The following is a 19,034-nucleotide window of genomic DNA, read 5'->3' on the forward strand; positions in this document are numbered from 1 at the left end:
TCGAGACATCCCGCGTGCAGCAGTAATCAGTTGCTCTGGCCCGCGGGCTGTCCCGGCTGCGCTCGACCTCACGCTTGGTAAGTCAGTACTCACCAGAATTTCCTGATAGCAGGAGGGTGCGGGAAGGTTTCAGGTAGTCAGGGTGACAGCTTTGTAATTGTGAGTGAATTACAACCTGACTGGCACGCAGCAGAACGGAAAAAGATTGGGTGGGAGTCCTCTTTCGTCCGTCTCTGCGGCGTGCCACGTCAGTGTTGCCATGTAGCGCCAACGATTAAAATCTGTGGTTGGGGCCGGCCACTACGAAAGCATGAAGGTTACAAGTGAGTTTTAGTGAAACAAGTAGAGTCGAAGAGGCGGCCTCCCCTGGGGGCCGCTTCTTTTTTGGACAGTTTCCTAGCTCAGTACAGCAGCACTACGAGGCTGCGCGCGCCGTGCGCCCCAATCACCAGCGACTGCTCGATGTCGGCCGTCTTGGATGGGCCGGCCACGAACTTGCCGTAGCCACCGGTGCCGGGCAGCTGCGCGTAGGCCTGGTGCATGGTGGCCACGATGCGCCGGTGGTCGAGCACCAGCGCCAGGTGCTGGGTGATGGTGGGCAGCGCCCGGTGCAGCATATTGGCCTCCGGGAGCCAGACGGCGCCGTTCTCGGCCACCCCGATTTCGCCCGGCAGCACGGCCAGGTCGATTTCGGCCAGGATGCCGGTCGACGTCTGCGCATCCACGGGTACCGTGCCGCGGAACAGGGGCGAGGCCGTGTTGCGCGCCTCTGGGAAAAGCTGCTGCAAAGTGGGCACGAGGCTGCCCAGCCCCTCCAGCCACACCACCGTGCCGCCGATGCCGGCCAGCACGCTCGCAAACCGCTCCGCCGTGGCGTCGCCACCGAACAGCGGCACCTCGGGCAGCGGCAGTTCGTCGGGCTTGTTGGCCTGGGCGGCGGCTAAAATTCGGTCGCGGGAAGCACTCATGCCGGCAGTTTGGGTTGGGGTTGAGGCGCGGGCTGCGGCTGCTTGGCGTACCACTCGCGGAAGCTTTGCTTCGGCGGCGCGGGCAGCTCGCGGGCCACGGCCCAGGCATTGAAGGAGGTGGCGTGGGTGAGGCCGTGCGGCAGCAGGCGCAGGGCGCGCCGCGCAAACTGCCCGCCCAGGCCATACACCCGGGTACTGGCCAGCACCCGGCCCATGAACTTCATGCCCCACTTTTTCGAGGCCGGGATTTCGTTGGCCTCGCCCAGCACCTGCCGCCACTTGTAGAGCTGGGTGTGAATGTCGATTTTTACGGGGCACACGTCGGTGCAGGAGCCGCAGAGCGTGCTGGCAAACGGCAGCGAGGCGTGCTTTTTCATGTCGATGTTGGGCGACAGGATGGCCCCAATCGGGCCGGGCACCGTGAAGTCGTAGCTGTGGCCGCCGCTGCGCCGGTACACCGGGCAGGTGTTCATGCAGGCCCCGCAGCGAATGCACTTCAATGAGGCCCGGAAATCGGGCCGGCCCAGCTGCTGCGTCCGGCCATTATCGACGATGACAATGTGCATCTCCTTGCCCGGTGCCGGCTTGGTAAAGTGCGAGGTGTAGGTGGTAACGGGTTGGCCCGTGGCGCTGCGCGCCAGCAGCCGCGTGAACACGCCCAGGTCCGTGAGCCGCGGAATAATCTTCTCGATGCCCATGGCCGCGATGTGCACCTGCGCCAGGTTCACGCCCAAATCGGCGTTGCCCTCGTTGGTGCACACCACCACGCCGCCGGTTTCGGCAATGGCAAAATTGACGCCCGAAATGGCCACCTGCCCCGCCAGGAACTTGGCCCGCAAATGCTGCCGGGCGGCTTCGGTGAGGCGCTGCGGGTCGCTTTCGCCTTTGGTGGTGCCCAAGTGCGTGTGGAAGGTGTCGCCCACGTCCTCCTTCTTCAAGTGAATGGCGGGCAGCACGATGTGGCTGGGCGCCTCGTCGCGGAACTGAATAATCCGTTCGCCCAAATCGGTATCCACCACCTCAATGCCGTGCTGAATCAGATACGGATTCAGGTGGCATTCCTCGGTCAGCATCGACTTGCTTTTCACCACGCGCGTGGCGCCCTGCTGCCGAATAATGTCGAGGATAATGGCATTGTGCTCGGCCGCATCGGCGGCCCAGTGCACGTGCACGCCGTTGGCCTGCGCGGCGGCCTCAAACTCCTGCAAATACAGGTCGAGCCGGCTCAGGGTGTGGTTTTTGATTTGCGAAGCCAGCTCGCGCAGCTCCTGAAATTCGGGCACGCCGTACACGGCCTTGTCTCGCTTTTCGCGCACAAACCACAGGGTTTCGTCGTGCCAGGTGGTGCGGTCGGCATCCAGCAAAAACTTGTCGGCGCGGATGGCGTGGTTCATGTGGTGGGTTGGTGGAGTGCGAAGAGCGAAGGTGAAAATGTCCGTCATCCTGAGCGCAGCGAAGGACCTTCTCACGCCCGAACAAATTGCAGTAATTTCAAACTGCGCAGTCGTGAGAAGGTCCTTCGCTGCGCTCAGGATGACAGATGTAATTAGGCAACCACACCATTCAGAATCTCCGCCGCGTGCATCACCCGGATAGGCATTTTAGCGCGGCGCACGATGCCTTCCAGGTGCATCAAACACGACATGTCGCTGCCGGTGAGCACCTGCGTGCCGTTCAGCACGTGGTCGGCCACGCGGTCCTGGCCCATGCGGGCCGAGATGCCGGCTTCGCTCACGCAAAACGTGCCGCCGAAGCCGCAGCACTCGTCGTTGCGGTTGAGGTGGGTAAGCTCGATGCCATCGAGCGAGGCCAGCAGGCGGCGCAACTGCCCGTCGCGCACCGGCGTCATCTCCGATTCGTTGGCTTGGTGCAGGCCGCGCTGGCCGTGGCAGCTCAGGTGCAGCCCCACTTTGTGCGGGAAGGCGCCCGGCAGCGTATCCACTTTCAGTACGGTGCTGATGAAGTCGATTAAATCATAGGCCGCGCCGCGCACGTGCTGCACGGCGGCGGTTTGGTCGAGCTTGTCGAAGTGCTTGCGCACGTGGTAGACGCAGCTGCCGGAGGGCGCCACCACGTAATCGTAGTCCTGAAACGTCTGCACGAAATGCTGGTAGATGGGCAGGGCGTCGCGCTCGCAGCCGCTGTTGGCCAGGGGCTGGCCGCAGCAGGTTTGCTGGGCCGGAAAGTGCGCGGTGACGCCCAGCTTCTCAAGCAGCTGCAGCGTCGCAATGCCTACCTGGGGGTAGAACTGGTCGATGTAGCACGGGACGAATAGGGCAACTTTCATTCTTGGTTTTTAGCGTGTGTAGCGTGGACTCTGCGAGTCCGCGCGCTGGCGAACGTCCCGGCAAAGCGCGGACTCGCAGAGTCCACGCTACGACTGTCCGGCTCTCGCTACGCCGTCCGGTTCTGCGCAATCACCAGCGGCAGCTCGTCCTCATCCGTGAACAGCGGCTGGGTTTTCTTCAGCGCCTCGCCCTGCTCCAGGTGCACCAGAGCGCCCAGCGCGGTGGCCTGCGGCACTTCCAGCGTGCGGATTTCGGCCTTGGGGAAGTTCCAGCTCAGCGTTTGCATGAAGAGTGGGTTGCGGGCAAAGCCGCCGTCCACGAAGATGGTTTTCTCGCCCTGCCACACCAGATGGATGGATTCGAGCAGGATGTTAATCAGCCCGTGCATGAGGTGCTGGTAGGCATCGGAGGCAGTGCGGAAACCTGAGAGGTCCCACTCGCCGGCCGGCTCATCGGGGAAGGGGCCGGTGCCGGCCATGCAGCCGGGCCGGAAGTCGGCCGAGGTTTTGTCGTAGGGCCGGGCCAGCACGATGGAGCGGTAAAAGTCCGGCTTCACGTGGAAGTGCGCGGCAATGCGCTCCACCTGAAAGTCGTGCTCGCGGCCCAGAAACACGCGGGCGGCGCGGGTGGCTTCGCCGCGCGGCGTCATGAAGCTGAGGCAGTCGCGGCGCAGCAGCTCCGGCGTGAGGGGCTGGCTGTTGAACGGGTTGATGGTAACCGACCAAGTGCCCGTCGAAACCAGCACGAAGGGTTCGTCGTGCTCGGCCAGGTAGGGCATCACGGCCGAAGTGCTGTCGTGCAGGCCCACGCCCACCATGATGCCGTCGACCACCGAGGCGATGGAGTCGCGCGTAAGCGGCGCCAGCTTCTCGTCGATGCCCTCGCGGCGCACCCACTCGTGGTACTGGCCGCGCTGGTAGTCCCACAGGTTGGTGTGGCAGCCCACGGAAGTATAGTCACTGAATTTCTCGCCCGAAATCAGGTAAGAGAGGTAGTTGGGCAGGTGCAACGAGGTGTGGATGCGGGCGTACTGCTCCGGCTTGGCGTATTTCAGCCAGTACAGCTGCAGGCCCGAGTTCAACAGGCCGAGCTGTGGCGAGCAGGTTTCGGCCGCGAATTCTTCCTTCGACTGCCCCAGTTGGGCGTAAAACTGCGCCTCAATCTCAGCCGGAATGGGCTTGAGGTAGTTGTAGAGCGGCAGCACGGGCTCGCCGTCGGCGCCGAGGTGCACGAAGCTGGCGCCGTAGGCCGTGAAGTTCACGCCCTTTACGGTGTAGTGCGGGTGCTGGCGCAGGTTGCGCCAGTGGGCCAGCACCCACTCGGTGAGGCGGGGCAGGTGGTCGCACACAAAGCCGTCGTCGTCCAGCACGTCAGTGCACACATGCAACTCCTCGTCAATAATCTGCTGGTCCTCGTCGAAGAGAATCAGCTTCTTATTGGTCTTGCCGATGTCGAACACGGCGTACACCGACTTTTTCATGGTCTTTTTCATAGCCCGGTCGATACGCTGTGCTTGCCGCGCTGGCCGATGAGCTGCTCGCGCACGCCGGCGGCGCGGTAGGCGGCGAGGGGCTTGAGGGCGCCGCCGGCCCGCAGGTAGGCTTCTGACACCAGCGGGCGCACGTCGGTGAGGAAGGCGTCGCGCAGGATTTCCTCGGCCCGCACCACGTCGTTGGCTTCCTGGGCTTCGGCGAGGGCGTCGCGGTCGACTAACAGGGCTTTGGCGTAAGCGGAAAGGATGTTTTCGACGGATTGCAGCAGGTCTTCCAGCGGGTCTTTCACGTTGTGGCTGGCGTCAATCATGTAGGCCACGGCTTCGGCCGGCACCGATTGGTCGAGGGCGGCGTCCACCAGCTCGTTGAAAATCAGGAAGAGCTGGAAGGGCTTGGCGCTGCCAGTGGTCAGGTCGTCGTCGCCATACATCGAGCCGTTGAAGTGGAAACCGCCGAGGCGGCCAAACTGGCGCAGGCGGCCCACAATCTGCTCGATGTTGGTGTTGGGCAGGTGATGGCCCAGGTCCACGAGCACCTGCGCGTTCTGGCCAATGGCCTGGCACAGGGCCAGCGAGGTGCCCCAATCCGGAATCACCATCGAGTAGAAGTTGGGCTCGTAGGGCTTGTACTCCACCAGCATGGTCCAGTCGGTCGGCATGGCCTCGTAGATGGCCGCCAGCGACTCCTGGGTGCGCAGAAACGCGCGGCGCAAGTGCTGCTGGCCGGGGAAGTTGGAGCCGTCGGCCAGCCACACGGTCAGCGTTTTGGCGTCGAGCTGACGGCCGTAGCCCACGCAGTCGATGTTGTGCTGAATGGCCTGCTCGCGCACGGCTTTGTCGGTGTTGCTGAGCGAGCCAAACTTGTAGGTGTGGGCCTGGTCTTTCTGGTCCTGAAAGGTGTTGGAATTCACCGAATCAATCACCAAGCCGTTTTGCTTGAGCAACTGCTGGAGGCCGGCGATGTCCTGCGGAATGTCCCAGGGAATGTGCAGCGAAATGGAGTTGGACGAGCGATTGAGCGCCTGCAGAATGCCCACGTCACCGATTTTCTCTTCCAGCGTGCGGGGCTCACCGCCCAGCGGGAAGCGGCCGAAACGGGTGCCGCCCGTGCCCAGCGCCCAGCTCGGAATGGCCACCTGGAAATCAATCAGCTTCTGCACCACGGCCGGCACGTCGAGCTGGCGCAGGCGCGGCGACTCGGCCAAATGCTGGAAATTGTGTTGGTGCTCGGCCAGCAAAGGCTGGTTGAGCTCGGCAAGGCGTTGGTCGGAGAACATAAGGCCGTGGAGTAGGATAGGAAAGTCCGGTGTTGGATGGGTAGAACAAATTACCCGTAGGCAGCGGCCGGAACTGTTCTGGGCTCTCCTGTTTGCGGGGAAAAACCTGGCGGCGCGGGCGGTAGCGTGGACTCTGCGAGTCCGCGTATCGTTGTCGTCGTAGGCCGTTCGCTCGGGCGCGGACTCGCAGAGTCCACGCTACCGCTACAACGAGCCCCGCCGAATGGTGTAGAACGGGTTCTTCACCTTCACGCGCTGCTTTTCCAGCAGCAGGGTGGCCGCGGTGCGGCCCATGGCCTCAAAGTCGGTGGTAATCACCGTCATGTTCAGCAGCTCTTTCAGGGGCGTTTCGTTGAAGGAGATGATGCCCACTTCGCGGCCCAGCAGGTAGCTGGTCTGGCGGATTTTCTTCACCAGCTCCACCAGGTCGGTTTCGCGGATGACGACGTAGGCGGTGCCGGCCGTCACCACTTCGTTCATGGCGTTTTCCACCACCGAAAATTCCTTGTTGCGCATCAGGCAAAAGGAGCGGAAGCCCCAGGGTAATTCTTCCGGGTGGTTGGCGTCGGAAGGCAGCACCAGCACCAGGCGGGAGTACTTTTCCAGCAAATCTTCGGCGTTTTCGAGGGCCCCGAAAATGTCCTTGTCAAAGTCCTGGAACACGCGCAGACAGTCGTGGGCGAGCTCGGGAATATCCTTATCGAGCAGCACCAGCTCCTGGCTGGGAATGGTGTTGAGAATGGCGCGGGACAGGGCCTTATCGGTGTCCAGGGTGAAGTGTGGCATCACCACGTAGTAGTTGTATTTGCCTAGGTTCTTTTCAATGATTTCCTGAAACAGGTTCACGTTGTAGTGGTGAATCTGCAGGTCGACGGTGGCGCGGTCGCCGAGGGTTTCGAGAAAGGCGTAATAGATGATTTTCTTGTAGGAGCTGAGCTTGTTGAACACCAGCAGAATCTTCAGTTTCGAGGTGTCGCTGGCTTCCACGTAGTAGCCCTTGCCCTGCACCGAGGTGATAAAACCCCGCTCGCGCAGCTCACGGTAGGCTTTTTCCACGGTGTCGCGGGCCAGGTAGTGCTCCACGCTCAGCTCGCTGATGCTGGGCAGGTGGTCGCCGTTTTTCAGCACGCCGCGCTCAATGTCCATAATCACCGACTGCACAATCTGCTTGTACTTCGGCGTTTTATCCAGCGGCTTGAGTTGTAGTTGGTACATCCCGGGGTGGTGGGGAATCTGGTGTCGTCGGGTGTCAGGTTTTGCTAAAAAACGGGCCTGACGCAACGAGGCGTGGGAAAAAGGGGAGGAGGCGTCACCCCAAATGTAGCTTTTTCCGCAATGCCAGCGGATAGATAGCTCAATAAAAGCAGAACGTCCTGGCAAGGCAAAAACAGAACGTCATGCAGAGCGCAGCGAAGCATCTTTACCGCAGTAGTAAATGATTACTTCCTGCGGGCAAGATGCTTCGCTGCGCTCTGCATGACGTTCTACTTGTTCGTCATGCTGTTCGCTTAGCGCACAAACGCCATGGCCACGCCGCCGTCCACGTTCAGCACGTTGCCGGTCGATTTGCTCAAGGAGCCATCCACGAACACGCGCACGGCCTTGGCGATGTCCTCCGACAGCAGCTCCTCGCCCAGCAGCGTGCGCTTGGCGTAGTGCGCCGGCAATTCCTCAACCGAGATGCCGTAGGCCTTGGCGCGGCCGGCGGCCCACTCGCCTTCCCAGATTTTGGAGCCGCGCAGCACGGCGTCGGGGTTCACGGTGTTCACGCGGATTTTGTCGCCTCCGAGCTCAGCGGCCAGCAGGCGGCTCATGTGCAGCTGGGCGGCTTTGGCCGTGCCGTAGGCCACGTTGTTGGGGCCGGCCACGAGGCCGTTTTTGCTGGCGATGTTCACGATGTCGCCGCCCAGGCCCTGCTGACGCAGGATGACGACGGCGGCCTGGCTCACCAGGAACTGGCCTTTCACCAGCACGTCGTTCAAAATGTCCCAGTCGGCCTGCGTGGTCTCAGCCAGCGGCTTAGAGATTGACAAACCGGCGCAGTTCACCACGATGTCGACGCCGCCGAACTGCAGCACGCCGGCGCGCAGCGACTCGGCAATGCTTTCGGCGCTGGTGACTTCGATGGGCGCCGTAACGGCGCCGTCTTTGCCGAACTGCTTGCGTAGGTCGGTTTGGGTTTCTTCGAGGCGGTCGCGGTCCACGGCCACCACGCAGGCGCCGAACTTCAGCAGCTCCTCGCAGATGGCTTTGCCGATGCCGCCGGTGCCGCCGGTCACGTAGGCCACCTTGCCCGAGAGGGCTTTGGGCGGGGCCATGCGCTGCAGCTTGGCTTCTTCCAGCAGCCAGTATTCGATGTTAAAGGCTTCCTGCTCGGGCAGGCCCTGGTAGGTGCTCACCGCTTCAGCCCCGCGCATCACGTTGATGGCGTTGGTGTAGAATTCGGCGGCCACGCGGGCGGTCTGCTTGTCTTTCGAGAAAGAGAACAAGCCCACGCCGGGCCACAGGATGATGACCGGGTTGGCGTCGCGCATGGCGGGCGAGTTCGGGTGCTTGCTGCGCTCGTAGTAGGCGGCGTAGTCGGCGCGGTAGGCCTCAAACTGGCTTTCCAGGTAGGTTTTCACGCCGGCCGCATCCCCTTGCATCACGTCGGCGTCGAGCACGAGCGGACGGATTTTGGTGCGCAGGAAGTGGTCGGGGCAGGAGGTGCCTTTGGCGGCGAGGCGGGCGAGGTCGTGCGAGTTCACGAATTCGAGCACGCGGGCGTCGTCGGTGTAGTGGCCCAGCATGCGGCGCTGGCTGCTGGCCAGGCCGCGCAGCACGGGCATCACGGCGGCGGCGGCGGCGCGGCGCTGGGCCGCGTCCAGGGTTTGCTCGCGCTTCACCCCGCCGAAAACCGGGCCGCGCTGGCCGTAGTTGGCTTCGAGGTATTTGGCGGCCTGCTCAATCACCTCCAGGGTGTTGATGTAGGAATCGTAAGAGGTATCGCCCCAGGTGAAGAGGCCGTGGCCGCCGAGGATGACGCCGCGCAGGCCGGGGTTCTCGGCCACAATCTTTTCCAACTGCAGGCCCAGGTCGAAGCCGGGCTTCTGCCAGGGCAGCCAGCCCATGCTGTCGCCCCAGATGTCGTGCATAATCTGCTCGCCGTCCTTGCTGGCCGCGATGGCAATCAGGGCGTCGGGGTGCAGGTGGTCGATGTGCTTGAAGGGCAGCAGGCCGTGCAGCGGCGTGTCGATGCTGGGCGTGGCGCACTTGGGGTCGAAGAGGCAGTATTCGAACAAACCCACCATTTCATCTTCAAATTCCAGGCCGCGGTAGCGGTTCTTGAGCTGGTGCAGCTTCTCGACGTAGAGGTTGGCGCAGCCGGCCTTGGTGAGCGTGCCGATGTCGCCGCCCGAGCCCTTCACCCACATCACCTCGGCGGGCTGGCCGGTCACGGGGTCGGTTTCCTGGATTTTGCAGGAGGTGTTGCCGCCGGCGTAGTTGGTCAGGCGCAGGTCGGCGCCCAGCAGGTTGGAGCGGTAGAGGAACAGGGCCACTTCGTCGCCGGCCAGTTCGGCGGCTTTCGTTTCGTCCCAGAGGTAACTCACGTGCTGGAAAGTGAGGGTTTTTTCCATGATGGTGCTTCTGTTGCGGTACAGAATTCGGGATGGGGTTGCTTTGGGTGCAAAGGTGCCGGGCCGGGCTGGCTACCAACCTCCTGCACTCTCCTGCTCGGGCATAAAAAGTTATTGTGAGCAGTAGCGCGGACTTTGTAGTCCGCGTCGCCGCGCCGTTTTGGGTGTCGTTTGGGTTTCCGCTGGGGACGCGGACTACAAAGTCCGCGCTACTTTCCGCATTATTTCGCACTCAGGAGAGCACAGGAGGGTTGGGGCTCACTTACCGGGCAGCTTTGCCCAAAACCGAAAATCGTATGGCTGTCATCTGGGGAGTTATCCTGCACGCGCTGGGCGGCTTTGCCTCCGGCAGTTTTTACCTGCCCTACAAGAAAGTCAACGGCTGGGCCTGGGAAAGCTACTGGCTGGTGGGCGGCATCGTGAGCTGGCTGCTGGCGCCCTGGGTGCTGGGCTACCTCACCGTGCCGCACCTGTTTGAGGTGCTGCACCAGGCCGACAATTCCACCATTTTCTGGGCCTACTTCTGGGGCATTCTCTGGGGCACGGGCGGGCTCACGTTCGGGCTGGCCATGCGGTACCTGGGCCTGAGCCTGGGCATGGCCGTCACGCTGGGGCTGTGCGCGGTGTTTGGCACGCTGGTGCCACCCATTTACGAAGGCAAGATGGGCGAGCTACTGAGCACCTCCTCGGGCCGCTACATCATGCTGGGGCTGGGCGTGTGCGTGCTGGGCATCCTCATTTGCGGCCGGGCGGGCCTGCTCAAGGAAAAAACCCTGACCCAGGAGCAAAAGCAGGAATCCATTGCTGAATTTGACCTGAAAAAGGGCCTGCTGGTGGCCGTGTTTTCGGGCATCATGAGCGCCTGCTTCTCGTTCGGGCTCACGGCCGGGCAGCCCATTGCCAAGCTGGCCGAAGCCAACGGCACCAACCCGCTGTTCGTCAATAACGCCATTCTGGTCATCATCCTGCTCGGCGGCCTCACCACCAACGCGGTGTGGTGCCTCTACCTCAACGTCAAAAACAAGACCTACACCGACTACCTCAACCCCTCGTACCCGGCCCTGCGCAACGTGTTGTTCTGCGCGCTGGCGGGCACCACGTGGTACTTCCAGTTCTTCTTCTACGGCATGGGCGACAGCCAGATGGGCGCCTACCGCTTCTCGGGCTGGACGCTGCACATGGCCTTCATCATCGCCTTCAGCAGCATGTGGGGCCTGGTGCTGCACGAGTGGCGCGGCGCCAACCGCAGCACCATGCGCACCGTCACGCTGGGCATCATCGCCGTGGTGCTCTCCACGGTGGTGGTGGGCTACGGCAACTACCTGGGCGACCCCTCGCGCAAGGCGGCCGCGCAGGACACGGCCAGTGCGAACACGGCAGAGTAGGGGGCCTGCGCCTCAGATATCTTGCCCGGATAAGCCTGGAAGCACGGGCAGCGCTGCCCGGTTCATCTTGAGCAGGTAAGAGATACCGGGCAGCGCTGCCGGGTGCATCTCAAGCAGGTGAGATAGGCCAGGCAGCGCTGCCCGGTGCCCATTAGGTAGTTAAGATAAGCCTGGCAGCGCTGCCCGATGCTTCTCAGGCGGGTAAGCAGTGCCGGGCAGCGCTGCCGGACTTGCGTCGGGGCCTGCATGTGGGATAGGGCCGATGAGCCGGTAGGCCAGCCTTCGGTTCGCGGCGCACTGCCTGTCGCCCCGTTTGCTTTCCTTCGCGCCATGTCTACTTTCTCTGTGTGTCGGCTTTTGCTCGTGTGCCTGCTACTGGCCGCCCAAGCCGCCCGCGCCCAGCCTACGGCCCAGAAGCAAATCCAGTACCTCTCGGGCCGCGACAACCGCCGCGCTGTGAAGTGGGATTTCTACTGCACCGGCGGGCGCCAAAGCGGCTATTGGACCAGCATTGCCGTGCCCTCGTGCTGGGAGCAGGAGGGTTTCGGCCTCTACAACTACGGCCGCGACTACAAAACCTACGGCAAAAACTTCCGCTTCGCCGACGAGCAGGGGCTGTACAAGCACGCCTTCCCGGTGCCCGCCGCCTGGCGCGGCCGGCGCGTCGAAATCGTGTTCGAAGGCTCGATGACGGACACCGAAGTGCGGGTAAACGGGCAGGTGGCGGGCGCCGTGCACCAGGGCGCGTTCTACCGCTTCAAGTATGATATCACCGACAAGCTAAAATTCGGCGAAGCCAATGTGCTGGAAGTGAAAGTCAGCAAGATGTCGGCCGAGCCCAGCGTGAACAACGCCGAGCGGCTGGCCGACTACTGGATTTTCGGCGGGATTTTCCGGCCCGTCTACCTGCAAGCTTACCCGCAGCAATACGCCGACAACGTGGCCATCGACGCCCGCGCTAATGGCAGTTTCACCCTCCGCACCAACGTGCGCCACGTGCGGCAGGCCGCCGAATTGCAAGCCGACATTCTCGACCCCACCGGCCAGACCGTGGGCACCGCCCGCGCCGCCGTGGCCGCCGGCGACACCCTAGCCCGCCTGACCACCACCGTCAAAAACCCGCGCCAATGGACCAGCGAAACGCCCGCGCTCTACCGCGCCCGGCTCACACTGCGCACCGGCAATGAAACCCTATACCAAACCACCGAAACCTTCGGCTTCCGCACCATCGAAGTGCGGCGCGGCCGGGGCATTTTTGTGAATGGCACGCCGGTGAAAATGAAGGGCGCCAACCGCCACAGCTGGTGGCCCGAAACCGGCCGCACCCTCAACGATTCCATACAGCTGCTCGACGTGAAGCTGCTGAAACAGATGAACATGAACGCCGTGCGCCTGTCTCACTACCCGCCCGACGCCGAATTTCTGCACCTCTGCGACTCGCTGGGCCTCTACGTGCTTGACGAGCTGGCCGGCTGGCAAAAAGCCTACAGCACCCGGGCCGGCACCCCGCTGGTGCGCGCCATGGTGGAAAAGGACCAGAACCACCCCAGCGTCATCTTCTGGGACAACGGCAACGAGGGCGGCACCAACAAGGAGCTGGACGCCGTTTTTGCCCAATACGACCTCACCCGGCGGCCCGTCATTCACCCGCACCACCGCCCCGGCAACGCCCACAGCGGCATCGACTGCAACCACTACGAGGACTACTACAGCACCCAAAAAATCCTGGCCGACTCGCTCATTTACATGCCCACCGAGTTCCTGCACAGCCAGGATGACGGGGGCGGGGGCGCCGGCTTGGCCGATATGTGGGAGCTGCACTGGAAAGCCCCGCGCTCGGGCGGCGGCTTCCTCTGGGCGCTGCTAGACGAGGGAATTGTGCGCACCGACCAGAACAACCTCATCGACGTGAATGGCGTGAACGCGCCCGACGGCATTGTGGGCCCGCACCGCGAGAAGGAGGGCAGCTTCTTCGCCATCCGCGAGATTTTTTCGCCCATCAACATCCGCCTCAAAGAGCTGCCGGCCAGGTTCAACGGCACTATTGAAGTCGAAAACCGCTACCATTTCACCAACCTCAGCCAGTGCTTTTTTCAGTGGGAGCTGGTGAACTTTCGCAAGCCCAACGACCCCTTCACGGGCAGCCTCACGCAGCAGAAAAGCCGCTTCAAAAGCCCCGCCGTGGCCCCGCTGGCCACCGGCCGGCTCCGGTTGGACCTGCCCAAAGACTGGAAGAATTACGACGCGCTGGTGCTCTCGGCCTACGACCCGTTCAAAAACCAGGTGTATAAATGGACCTGGAAAACCGGCGGCAACGCCAAGCTGCTCGATGGCGTGCTCAGCCTTGAAGCCAAAGACAAATCAGCCGTGGAAGCCACCGAAACCGATACCACGCTGACCCTGAAAGCCAGCAACATCAGCGTCACTTTCAACAAGCAAAACGGCCGCCTCACCGGCGTGAAGGGCAACAACGGCGACCGGCTTTCCTTCACCAACGGCCCGGTGCCGGTGGCCGGCACCGCCGCCTTCGCCGGCCTGCAGCACCACGCCGAGCCCGACGGCGAAGTAGTGGAAGCCACCTACACCGGCGACCTGCGCGCCGTGCGCTGGAAGATGCACGCCAGCGGCTGGCTGCGCCTCGACTACGAATACGCCCTCACCGGCGACTACCCCTTCACCGGCCTCAGCTTCAGCTACCCCGAAAACTTCGTGATTGGCGCCAAATGGCTGGGCCAGGGCCCCTACCGCAGCTGGAAAAACCGCCTGGCCGGCACCGCCCTCAACGTGTGGAGCAACGCCAACAACAACACCCAAACGGCGGCCGCGCCCTGGATTTACCCCGAGTTCAAAGGCTATTTCGCCGACGTGGCCTGGCTGGAAATGAACACCGTGGAAGGCAAATTCCTCGTCGCCAGCCCCGGCGAAAACCTGTTCGTCCGCCGCTTCAATTTCTACGGCCTCTCGGGCGTGAAACCCCAGCCCGGCCTGCCCACCGGCGACATTTCCTTCCTCGACGCCATCCCGCCCATCGGCACCAAGCTCGGCCTCACCATCGACCCCAACCCCCAAAACCTCGGCCCGGCCAGCGAAACCAACCACTTTGCCGGCGCGCCCACCCGGCGCACGCTGTACTTCTATTTCGGCCTGCCGCCCACCAGCAGCCAGCCCCAGCCCTACGTCGCACCGGTGAAGGACGACCTGTTTTAGGGTAAATCAGAGAGTAGGCAAAAGCCATAAACGGAACGGTCATGCTGGGGGCTTCCGGCAGGGTGCAGGAGAGTGGCGGTGCTACCACGAGCTTCCTTGCGGCATTCTTCGTCCTTCAACTTCCCGCCCGTGCTTGCCCGTCGTACTTTTCTCACCGGCCTGGTGCTGGCGCCGCTGGCGCGGGCCTGGGCCGGCTTTGCCGCGCCGCGCCTGATTGACTATCCCAAAGGAGCTTTCTCGAAGTTCAGCAAGCACCTGAAACCAGTGGGGCGGGCGCTGGAGCTGCCCGACTGCTACGTGTGGTGCAACTCACCCATCTACGGGCCCGACGGCCGGGTGCACGTGTTTTTCTCGCGCTGGGCGGCCGGCAAGGGCATGGGCGGCTGGCTGAACGGCTCCGAAATCTGCCACGCGGTGGCCGACAAGCCGGAAGGGCCCTACGCCTTCGTGGAGGTGGTGCTGGCCCCGCGCGGCCCCGGCCACTGGGACGCCACCACCTGCCACAACCCCAGCATTCAGCTGGTGGATGGGCAGTACTGCCTGTTTTTCATGGGCAATGCCAACGGCAAAACCGACACCAAGCGCATCGGCCTGGCCACCGCGCCCACCCTGGATGGCCCCTGGACGCGCCCCGACCAGCCCCTGCTGCTGCCCGGCCCCGCCGGCGCCTGGGACGACCACTGCACCACCAACCCCGCCTTCATCAAGCACCCCAACGGCCAGTACTGGCTCTACTACAAGTCCTGGAACACCCGCGAATACGAAGAAGCGAAGGGCCAGGCCATCCGCGGCAATCGCAAGTACGGCCTGGCCGTGGCCGAGCAGCTGCACGGGCCTTACGTGAAATTTGAGGGCAACCCGGTCATCGACTTCTCGGGGCAGGGCCACAACAAGCAGTTTGAAGATGCCTTTGTGTGGCGGCAGCACGGCAAGTTCCAGCTGCTGGCCCGCGACATGGGCGTGTACAGCCAGGAAGTGGGCCTGTTTCTGGAGTCGGAAGACGGCAAGGCGTGGAGCTTTCCCACCATTGCCTTCCGCGCCATCCGCGACTATGGGGTGCCGGAGCCGCCCGCGCCGCCCAGCCTCAAGCGCTACGGCCGCCTCGAACGGCCGCAGCTGCTGCTGCGCAACGGCAAGCCGGAATACTTGTTCTGCGCCTCGCAGGGCGGTAAATTCATGACGGCTTCGTCGTTTATTCTCAAAATCACCTGAGCTTTTTTCGATTGATAATGAGGCCGCGGCGCTGGCAAGCGCCTGCCGGCGAGCGGGCAGGAGGGTGCGGGAAGGCGCTGCGGCGAAAGAAAGAAACATTTGCATAAATGGTAGAGTGAGGCGCCCGGGCGCTATTTGGGGCGTTGCAGGCGGGCGGCTTTGGAGCGGCCGCCTGCCACACCTCAGGTTCGCCGCCTCACCCGTTTTGCGAGTCTGGCCAATCGAGTACAGAAACTGGCTAAGATGGTAGCCAAAAGGCCCAACCAGTAGTCTACAGGAGAGTAAGGGCTCACCCGGCTTCTAATATTGACTCAATTCCGCCTCTCACCCGCCGCGGTTCAGTTGAACGTCTCACCCAATTCCCACACCCAATGAATACCTTTTACTCCTGGCAACGTTTGCGGCTTGCGGCTTGCGTGCCACTGTTTCTGATGACGGGGCCGGCGCTGGCCGCGGCGGCCCTGCCCCCGGCGGCGGCGCGGCACGCGGCGGCCGACTGGCAGCTCACCGGCAAGGTAACTTCGCCCAACGGCGAAGGCCTGCCGGGCGTCACCATCGTGGTGAAGGGCACCACGCTGGGCACCTCCAGCAACGCCGACGGCTCGTTCAGCCTGGCGGTGCCCGAAACGCCGGGCACGCTGGTGTTCAGCTTCGTGGGCTTTCAAACCCAGGAACGGCCCTTTGCCGGGCCCGAAAACTTCAGCATCCGGCTGGCCGACGACACCAAGAGCCTCGACGAAGTGGTGGTGGTGGGCTACGGCACCCAGAAGCGCAGCGACGTGACCGGCGCCATTGCCACCCTGGACGCCAGCAAGCTGGAGGAGCGGCCCATCACCCGCGTCGACCAGGCGCTGGTGGGCCAACTGGCCGGCGTGCAGGTGCAGCAAAACACCGGCCTGCCCGGCCGCGGCTTCACGGTGCAGGTGCGCGGCAACAGCTCCATCACGGCCGGCAACCAGCCGCTGTATGTGATTGACGGCTTTCCGCTGGAAATTGCCTCGCCCAACAGCAACGGCAACTACAGCACCGGCAACCCGCTCGACAACATCAACCCCAGCGACATTCAGTCGATAGAAGTGCTGAAGGACGCGGCGGCGGCGGCCATCTACGGCTCGCGCGCCGCCAACGGCGTGGTGCTGGTGACCACCAAGCGCGGCAAAACCGGCAAGGCCGTTATCAGCGTGAACGCCTACTCCGGCGTGTCGCAGATGGCCAAAAAGCTCGACCTGCTCACGCCGGAAGAATGGACGCAGCGGGCCACCGAAATCGTCAACGCGGCCTGGGTGAAATCGGGGGCGGGCCGCTCCGCCAGCCAGGACAACGCCACGCGGCGGCAGATTCTGGGCCTGGCCCCCGGCGCCTACACCCCCAGCCTGATGCCCGATGACCGGTGGAGCCAGCCCGGCCACCCCGGCCTGGACTACATCGACTGGCAGGACGCCATTTTCCGCACCGGCGTGGTGCAGAACTACCAGGTGTCGGCCAGCGGGGCCACGCCCAACATCAACTACTTCGTGTCGGGCAACTTCAACGACCAGCAGGGCATCGTCATCGGCGTGAACTACCGCCGCTACTCGGCCCGCGCCAACGTGGAAGTGAAGGCCAACGACAAGCTGAAATTCGGCCTGAACCTGACGCCAACCTACTCCGAGTCGAGCGACCCCGGCGTGGAGGGCAAGGACAACCTGACCCAGAAGTTCGTCACCATGGTGCCGGTGGCCGAGTCGTCGGCGGGCCTGCTCACCAACTACGGCGAAAACCCCGTGTACCTGTGGGGCGGCTCGTCCATCAGCCCGGTGGGCGAGCTCACCAACCGCCAGCAGAGCACCAAAACCTTCCGCAGCCTGGCCACGGTGTACGGCGAGCTGGAGCCGGTGAAAAACCTGCGCCTGCGCTCCACCGTGAACCTCGACAACACCGACGCCCGCGCCAAGTCCTACATCCCCAACTCCAAGCTGGTGGGCTCGGGGGCCACGGGCACCTTCAGCGGCTACCGCCACATCACGTTCGTGAACGAGAACACGGCCACCTACAGCCGCGTGTTTGCTGAAAAGCACGACCTGACCGTGCTGGCCGGCTATTCCTACAACTACTTCCACACCGAGTCGGACAAGCTCAAGTCGTCGGGCGGCTTCGTGAACAGCGCCGTGACCACGCTCAACGGCGCCACCAACATCACCGGCACCGCCGACAACGGCACCAGCGAAACCCAGAACACGCTGGTGTCGCAGTTTGCGCGCCTGCAGTACGCTTTTATGGGCAAGTACCTGCTGATGGCCAGCGTGCGCCGCGACGGCTCCTCGCGCTTCGGCGAAGACTCGCGCTGGGGCGTGTTTCCGGCTGGTTCGGCGGGCTGGCGCATCTCGCAGGAAGGGTTCATGAAAAACGTGGCCTTCCTGAGCGAGCTGAAAGTGCGCGGCAGCATCGGCTTCGCCGGCAACAACAACATCGGCGACTACAGCAGCCTGGCCACGCTGGGCGTGAACAGCTACACCTTCGGCGGCGCCATTGCCACCGGCCAGGCCCCCAACTCCTCGCCCAACGCCGACCTGCGCTGGGAAAAGTCGCGCACCCTGGACTTCGGCCTCGACTACGGCTTCTTCCGCAACCGCATTTTTGGTTCGTTCGACTACTACACCAAAACCAGCAAAGACCTGCTGCTGAGCGTGCCTGTGCCCTCGGCGTCGGGCTACGGCTCGCAGCTGCGCAACATCGGCGAAGTGTTGAACCAGGGCTGGGAAGTGGAGCTGAAAACCAACAACTTCACCGGCGCCTTCACCTGGAGCACGGCCCTGAATTTCAGCCACAACGAGAACCAGGTGGTGCACCTGGGCCCCGGCGACGCGGCCATCGAGATTCCGTCGTCGTACGGCGCGGCCAGCGCCATTCTGCAAGTGGGCCAGCCCATGTTCTCGTTCTACTCCATCGTGCAGGACGGCATCCTGACGCAGGCCGACATCGACTCCAAGGTGCCCATCATTCAGGGCGAAACCGTGGGCGACCCCAAGTACCGCGACGCGGACAACAGCGGCGCGATTGACGACAAAGACCGGGTCATCGTGGGCCAGCCCAGCCCGAAATACACCTGGGGCATCACCAACACGTTCTCCTACAAAGGCTTCGACCTGAGCGTGCTGGTGCAGGGCCAGAACGGCGGCCAGTTGTACTCGCTCATCGGCCGGGCCATCGACAACACCAACATGGGCTACAACCAGAACGTGCTGGGCCTGCAGCGCGACCGCTGGATTTCGCCCGAAAACCCCGGCGCCGGCGAGCGCGGCAAGGCCTCGACCAGCTTTACGCCCCTGAAAAGCACTTCCTGGCTGTATTCGAGCGACTACTACCGCGTGCGCAACATCACGCTGGGCTACAACCTGAACACCCTCATCGGCACGCGCTTCGTGCAGGCGGCCCGCGTGTACGCCTCGCTGGAAAACTTCTTCGGCCACGACACCTACCGCGGCGGCTACAACGTGGACGCCGTGAACTCCAACGCGGGCGGCGGCAGCTTCGGCGTGGGCACCGACTACGGCGGGCTGCCCCTCACCAAGTCCGTCACTTTTGGCCTGAACGTCACCTTCTAGCATT

Annotated in this window: 11 protein-coding genes; 4 read left to right on the top strand and 7 right to left on the bottom strand. The window is 63.3% G+C overall.

The features are described from left to right. Window positions 1-401: 401 nt before the first annotated feature. From I2H31_RS08585 to I2H31_RS08615, 7 genes are all read right to left on the bottom strand, one after another. Window positions 402-968 carry a LutC/YkgG family protein gene (locus I2H31_RS08585; protein WP_196292616.1) on the bottom strand — a complete coding sequence of 189 codons (567 nt, stop codon included), beginning with the start codon at window positions 966-968 and terminating at the stop codon, window positions 402-404. Beyond that, complete coding sequence (locus tag I2H31_RS08590) at window positions 965-2,362, bottom strand: lactate utilization protein B (RefSeq protein WP_196292617.1); 1,398 nt, start codon at window positions 2,360-2,362, stop codon at window positions 965-967. The genes I2H31_RS08585 and I2H31_RS08590 overlap by 4 nt, the downstream gene beginning before the upstream one ends. Window positions 2,363-2,514: 152 nt before the next feature. Then, window positions 2,515-3,255, bottom strand: a complete 741-nt coding sequence (locus tag I2H31_RS08595) for a (Fe-S)-binding protein (RefSeq protein ID WP_196292618.1) — start codon at window positions 3,253-3,255, stop codon at window positions 2,515-2,517. A gap of 107 nt (window positions 3,256-3,362) precedes the next feature. Further along, window positions 3,363-4,748: an FGGY-family carbohydrate kinase gene (locus I2H31_RS08600; RefSeq protein WP_196292619.1), complete on the bottom strand. Its 1,386-nt coding sequence runs from the start codon at window positions 4,746-4,748 to the stop codon at window positions 3,363-3,365. Beyond that, window positions 4,745-6,025: a TIM barrel protein gene (locus tag I2H31_RS08605; RefSeq protein WP_196292620.1), complete on the bottom strand. Its 1,281-nt coding sequence runs from the start codon at window positions 6,023-6,025 to the stop codon at window positions 4,745-4,747. Before I2H31_RS08605 ends, I2H31_RS08600 begins: the two co-directional genes overlap by 4 nt. Window positions 6,026-6,229: 204 nt before the next feature. Then, on the bottom strand, window positions 6,230-7,240 hold the full coding sequence (locus I2H31_RS08610) for a GntR family transcriptional regulator (RefSeq protein ID WP_196292621.1): 1,011 nt from the start codon (window positions 7,238-7,240) through the stop codon (window positions 6,230-6,232). 293 nt (window positions 7,241-7,533) lie between these two features. Next, a complete protein-coding gene (locus tag I2H31_RS08615) occupies window positions 7,534-9,642 on the bottom strand; it encodes a bifunctional aldolase/short-chain dehydrogenase (RefSeq protein ID WP_196292622.1) in 2,109 nt (702 codons plus the stop codon). A gap of 296 nt (window positions 9,643-9,938) precedes the next feature. Between I2H31_RS08615 and rhaT the strand changes: the two genes are divergently transcribed. From rhaT to I2H31_RS08635, 4 genes are all read left to right on the top strand, one after another. Beyond that, window positions 9,939-11,027 carry an L-rhamnose/proton symporter RhaT gene (gene rhaT / locus I2H31_RS08620; protein WP_196292623.1) on the top strand — a complete coding sequence of 363 codons (1,089 nt, stop codon included), beginning with the start codon at window positions 9,939-9,941 and terminating at the stop codon, window positions 11,025-11,027. A gap of 330 nt (window positions 11,028-11,357) precedes the next feature. Next, on the top strand, window positions 11,358-14,234 hold the full coding sequence (locus I2H31_RS08625; protein ID WP_196292624.1) for a glycoside hydrolase family 2 protein: 2,877 nt from the start codon (window positions 11,358-11,360) through the stop codon (window positions 14,232-14,234). A gap of 129 nt (window positions 14,235-14,363) precedes the next feature. Beyond that, window positions 14,364-15,446: a glycoside hydrolase family protein gene (locus I2H31_RS08630; RefSeq protein WP_196292625.1), complete on the top strand. Its 1,083-nt coding sequence runs from the start codon at window positions 14,364-14,366 to the stop codon at window positions 15,444-15,446. Between the two features lie 371 nt (window positions 15,447-15,817). After that, on the top strand, window positions 15,818-19,030 hold the full coding sequence (locus I2H31_RS08635) for a SusC/RagA family TonB-linked outer membrane protein (RefSeq protein WP_196292626.1): 3,213 nt from the start codon (window positions 15,818-15,820) through the stop codon (window positions 19,028-19,030). Window positions 19,031-19,034: the final 4 nt, after the last annotated feature.

Source organism: Hymenobacter ruricola (assembly GCF_015694525.1).
Taxonomy (GTDB): Bacteria; Bacteroidota; Bacteroidia; order Cytophagales; family Hymenobacteraceae; genus Hymenobacter; species Hymenobacter ruricola.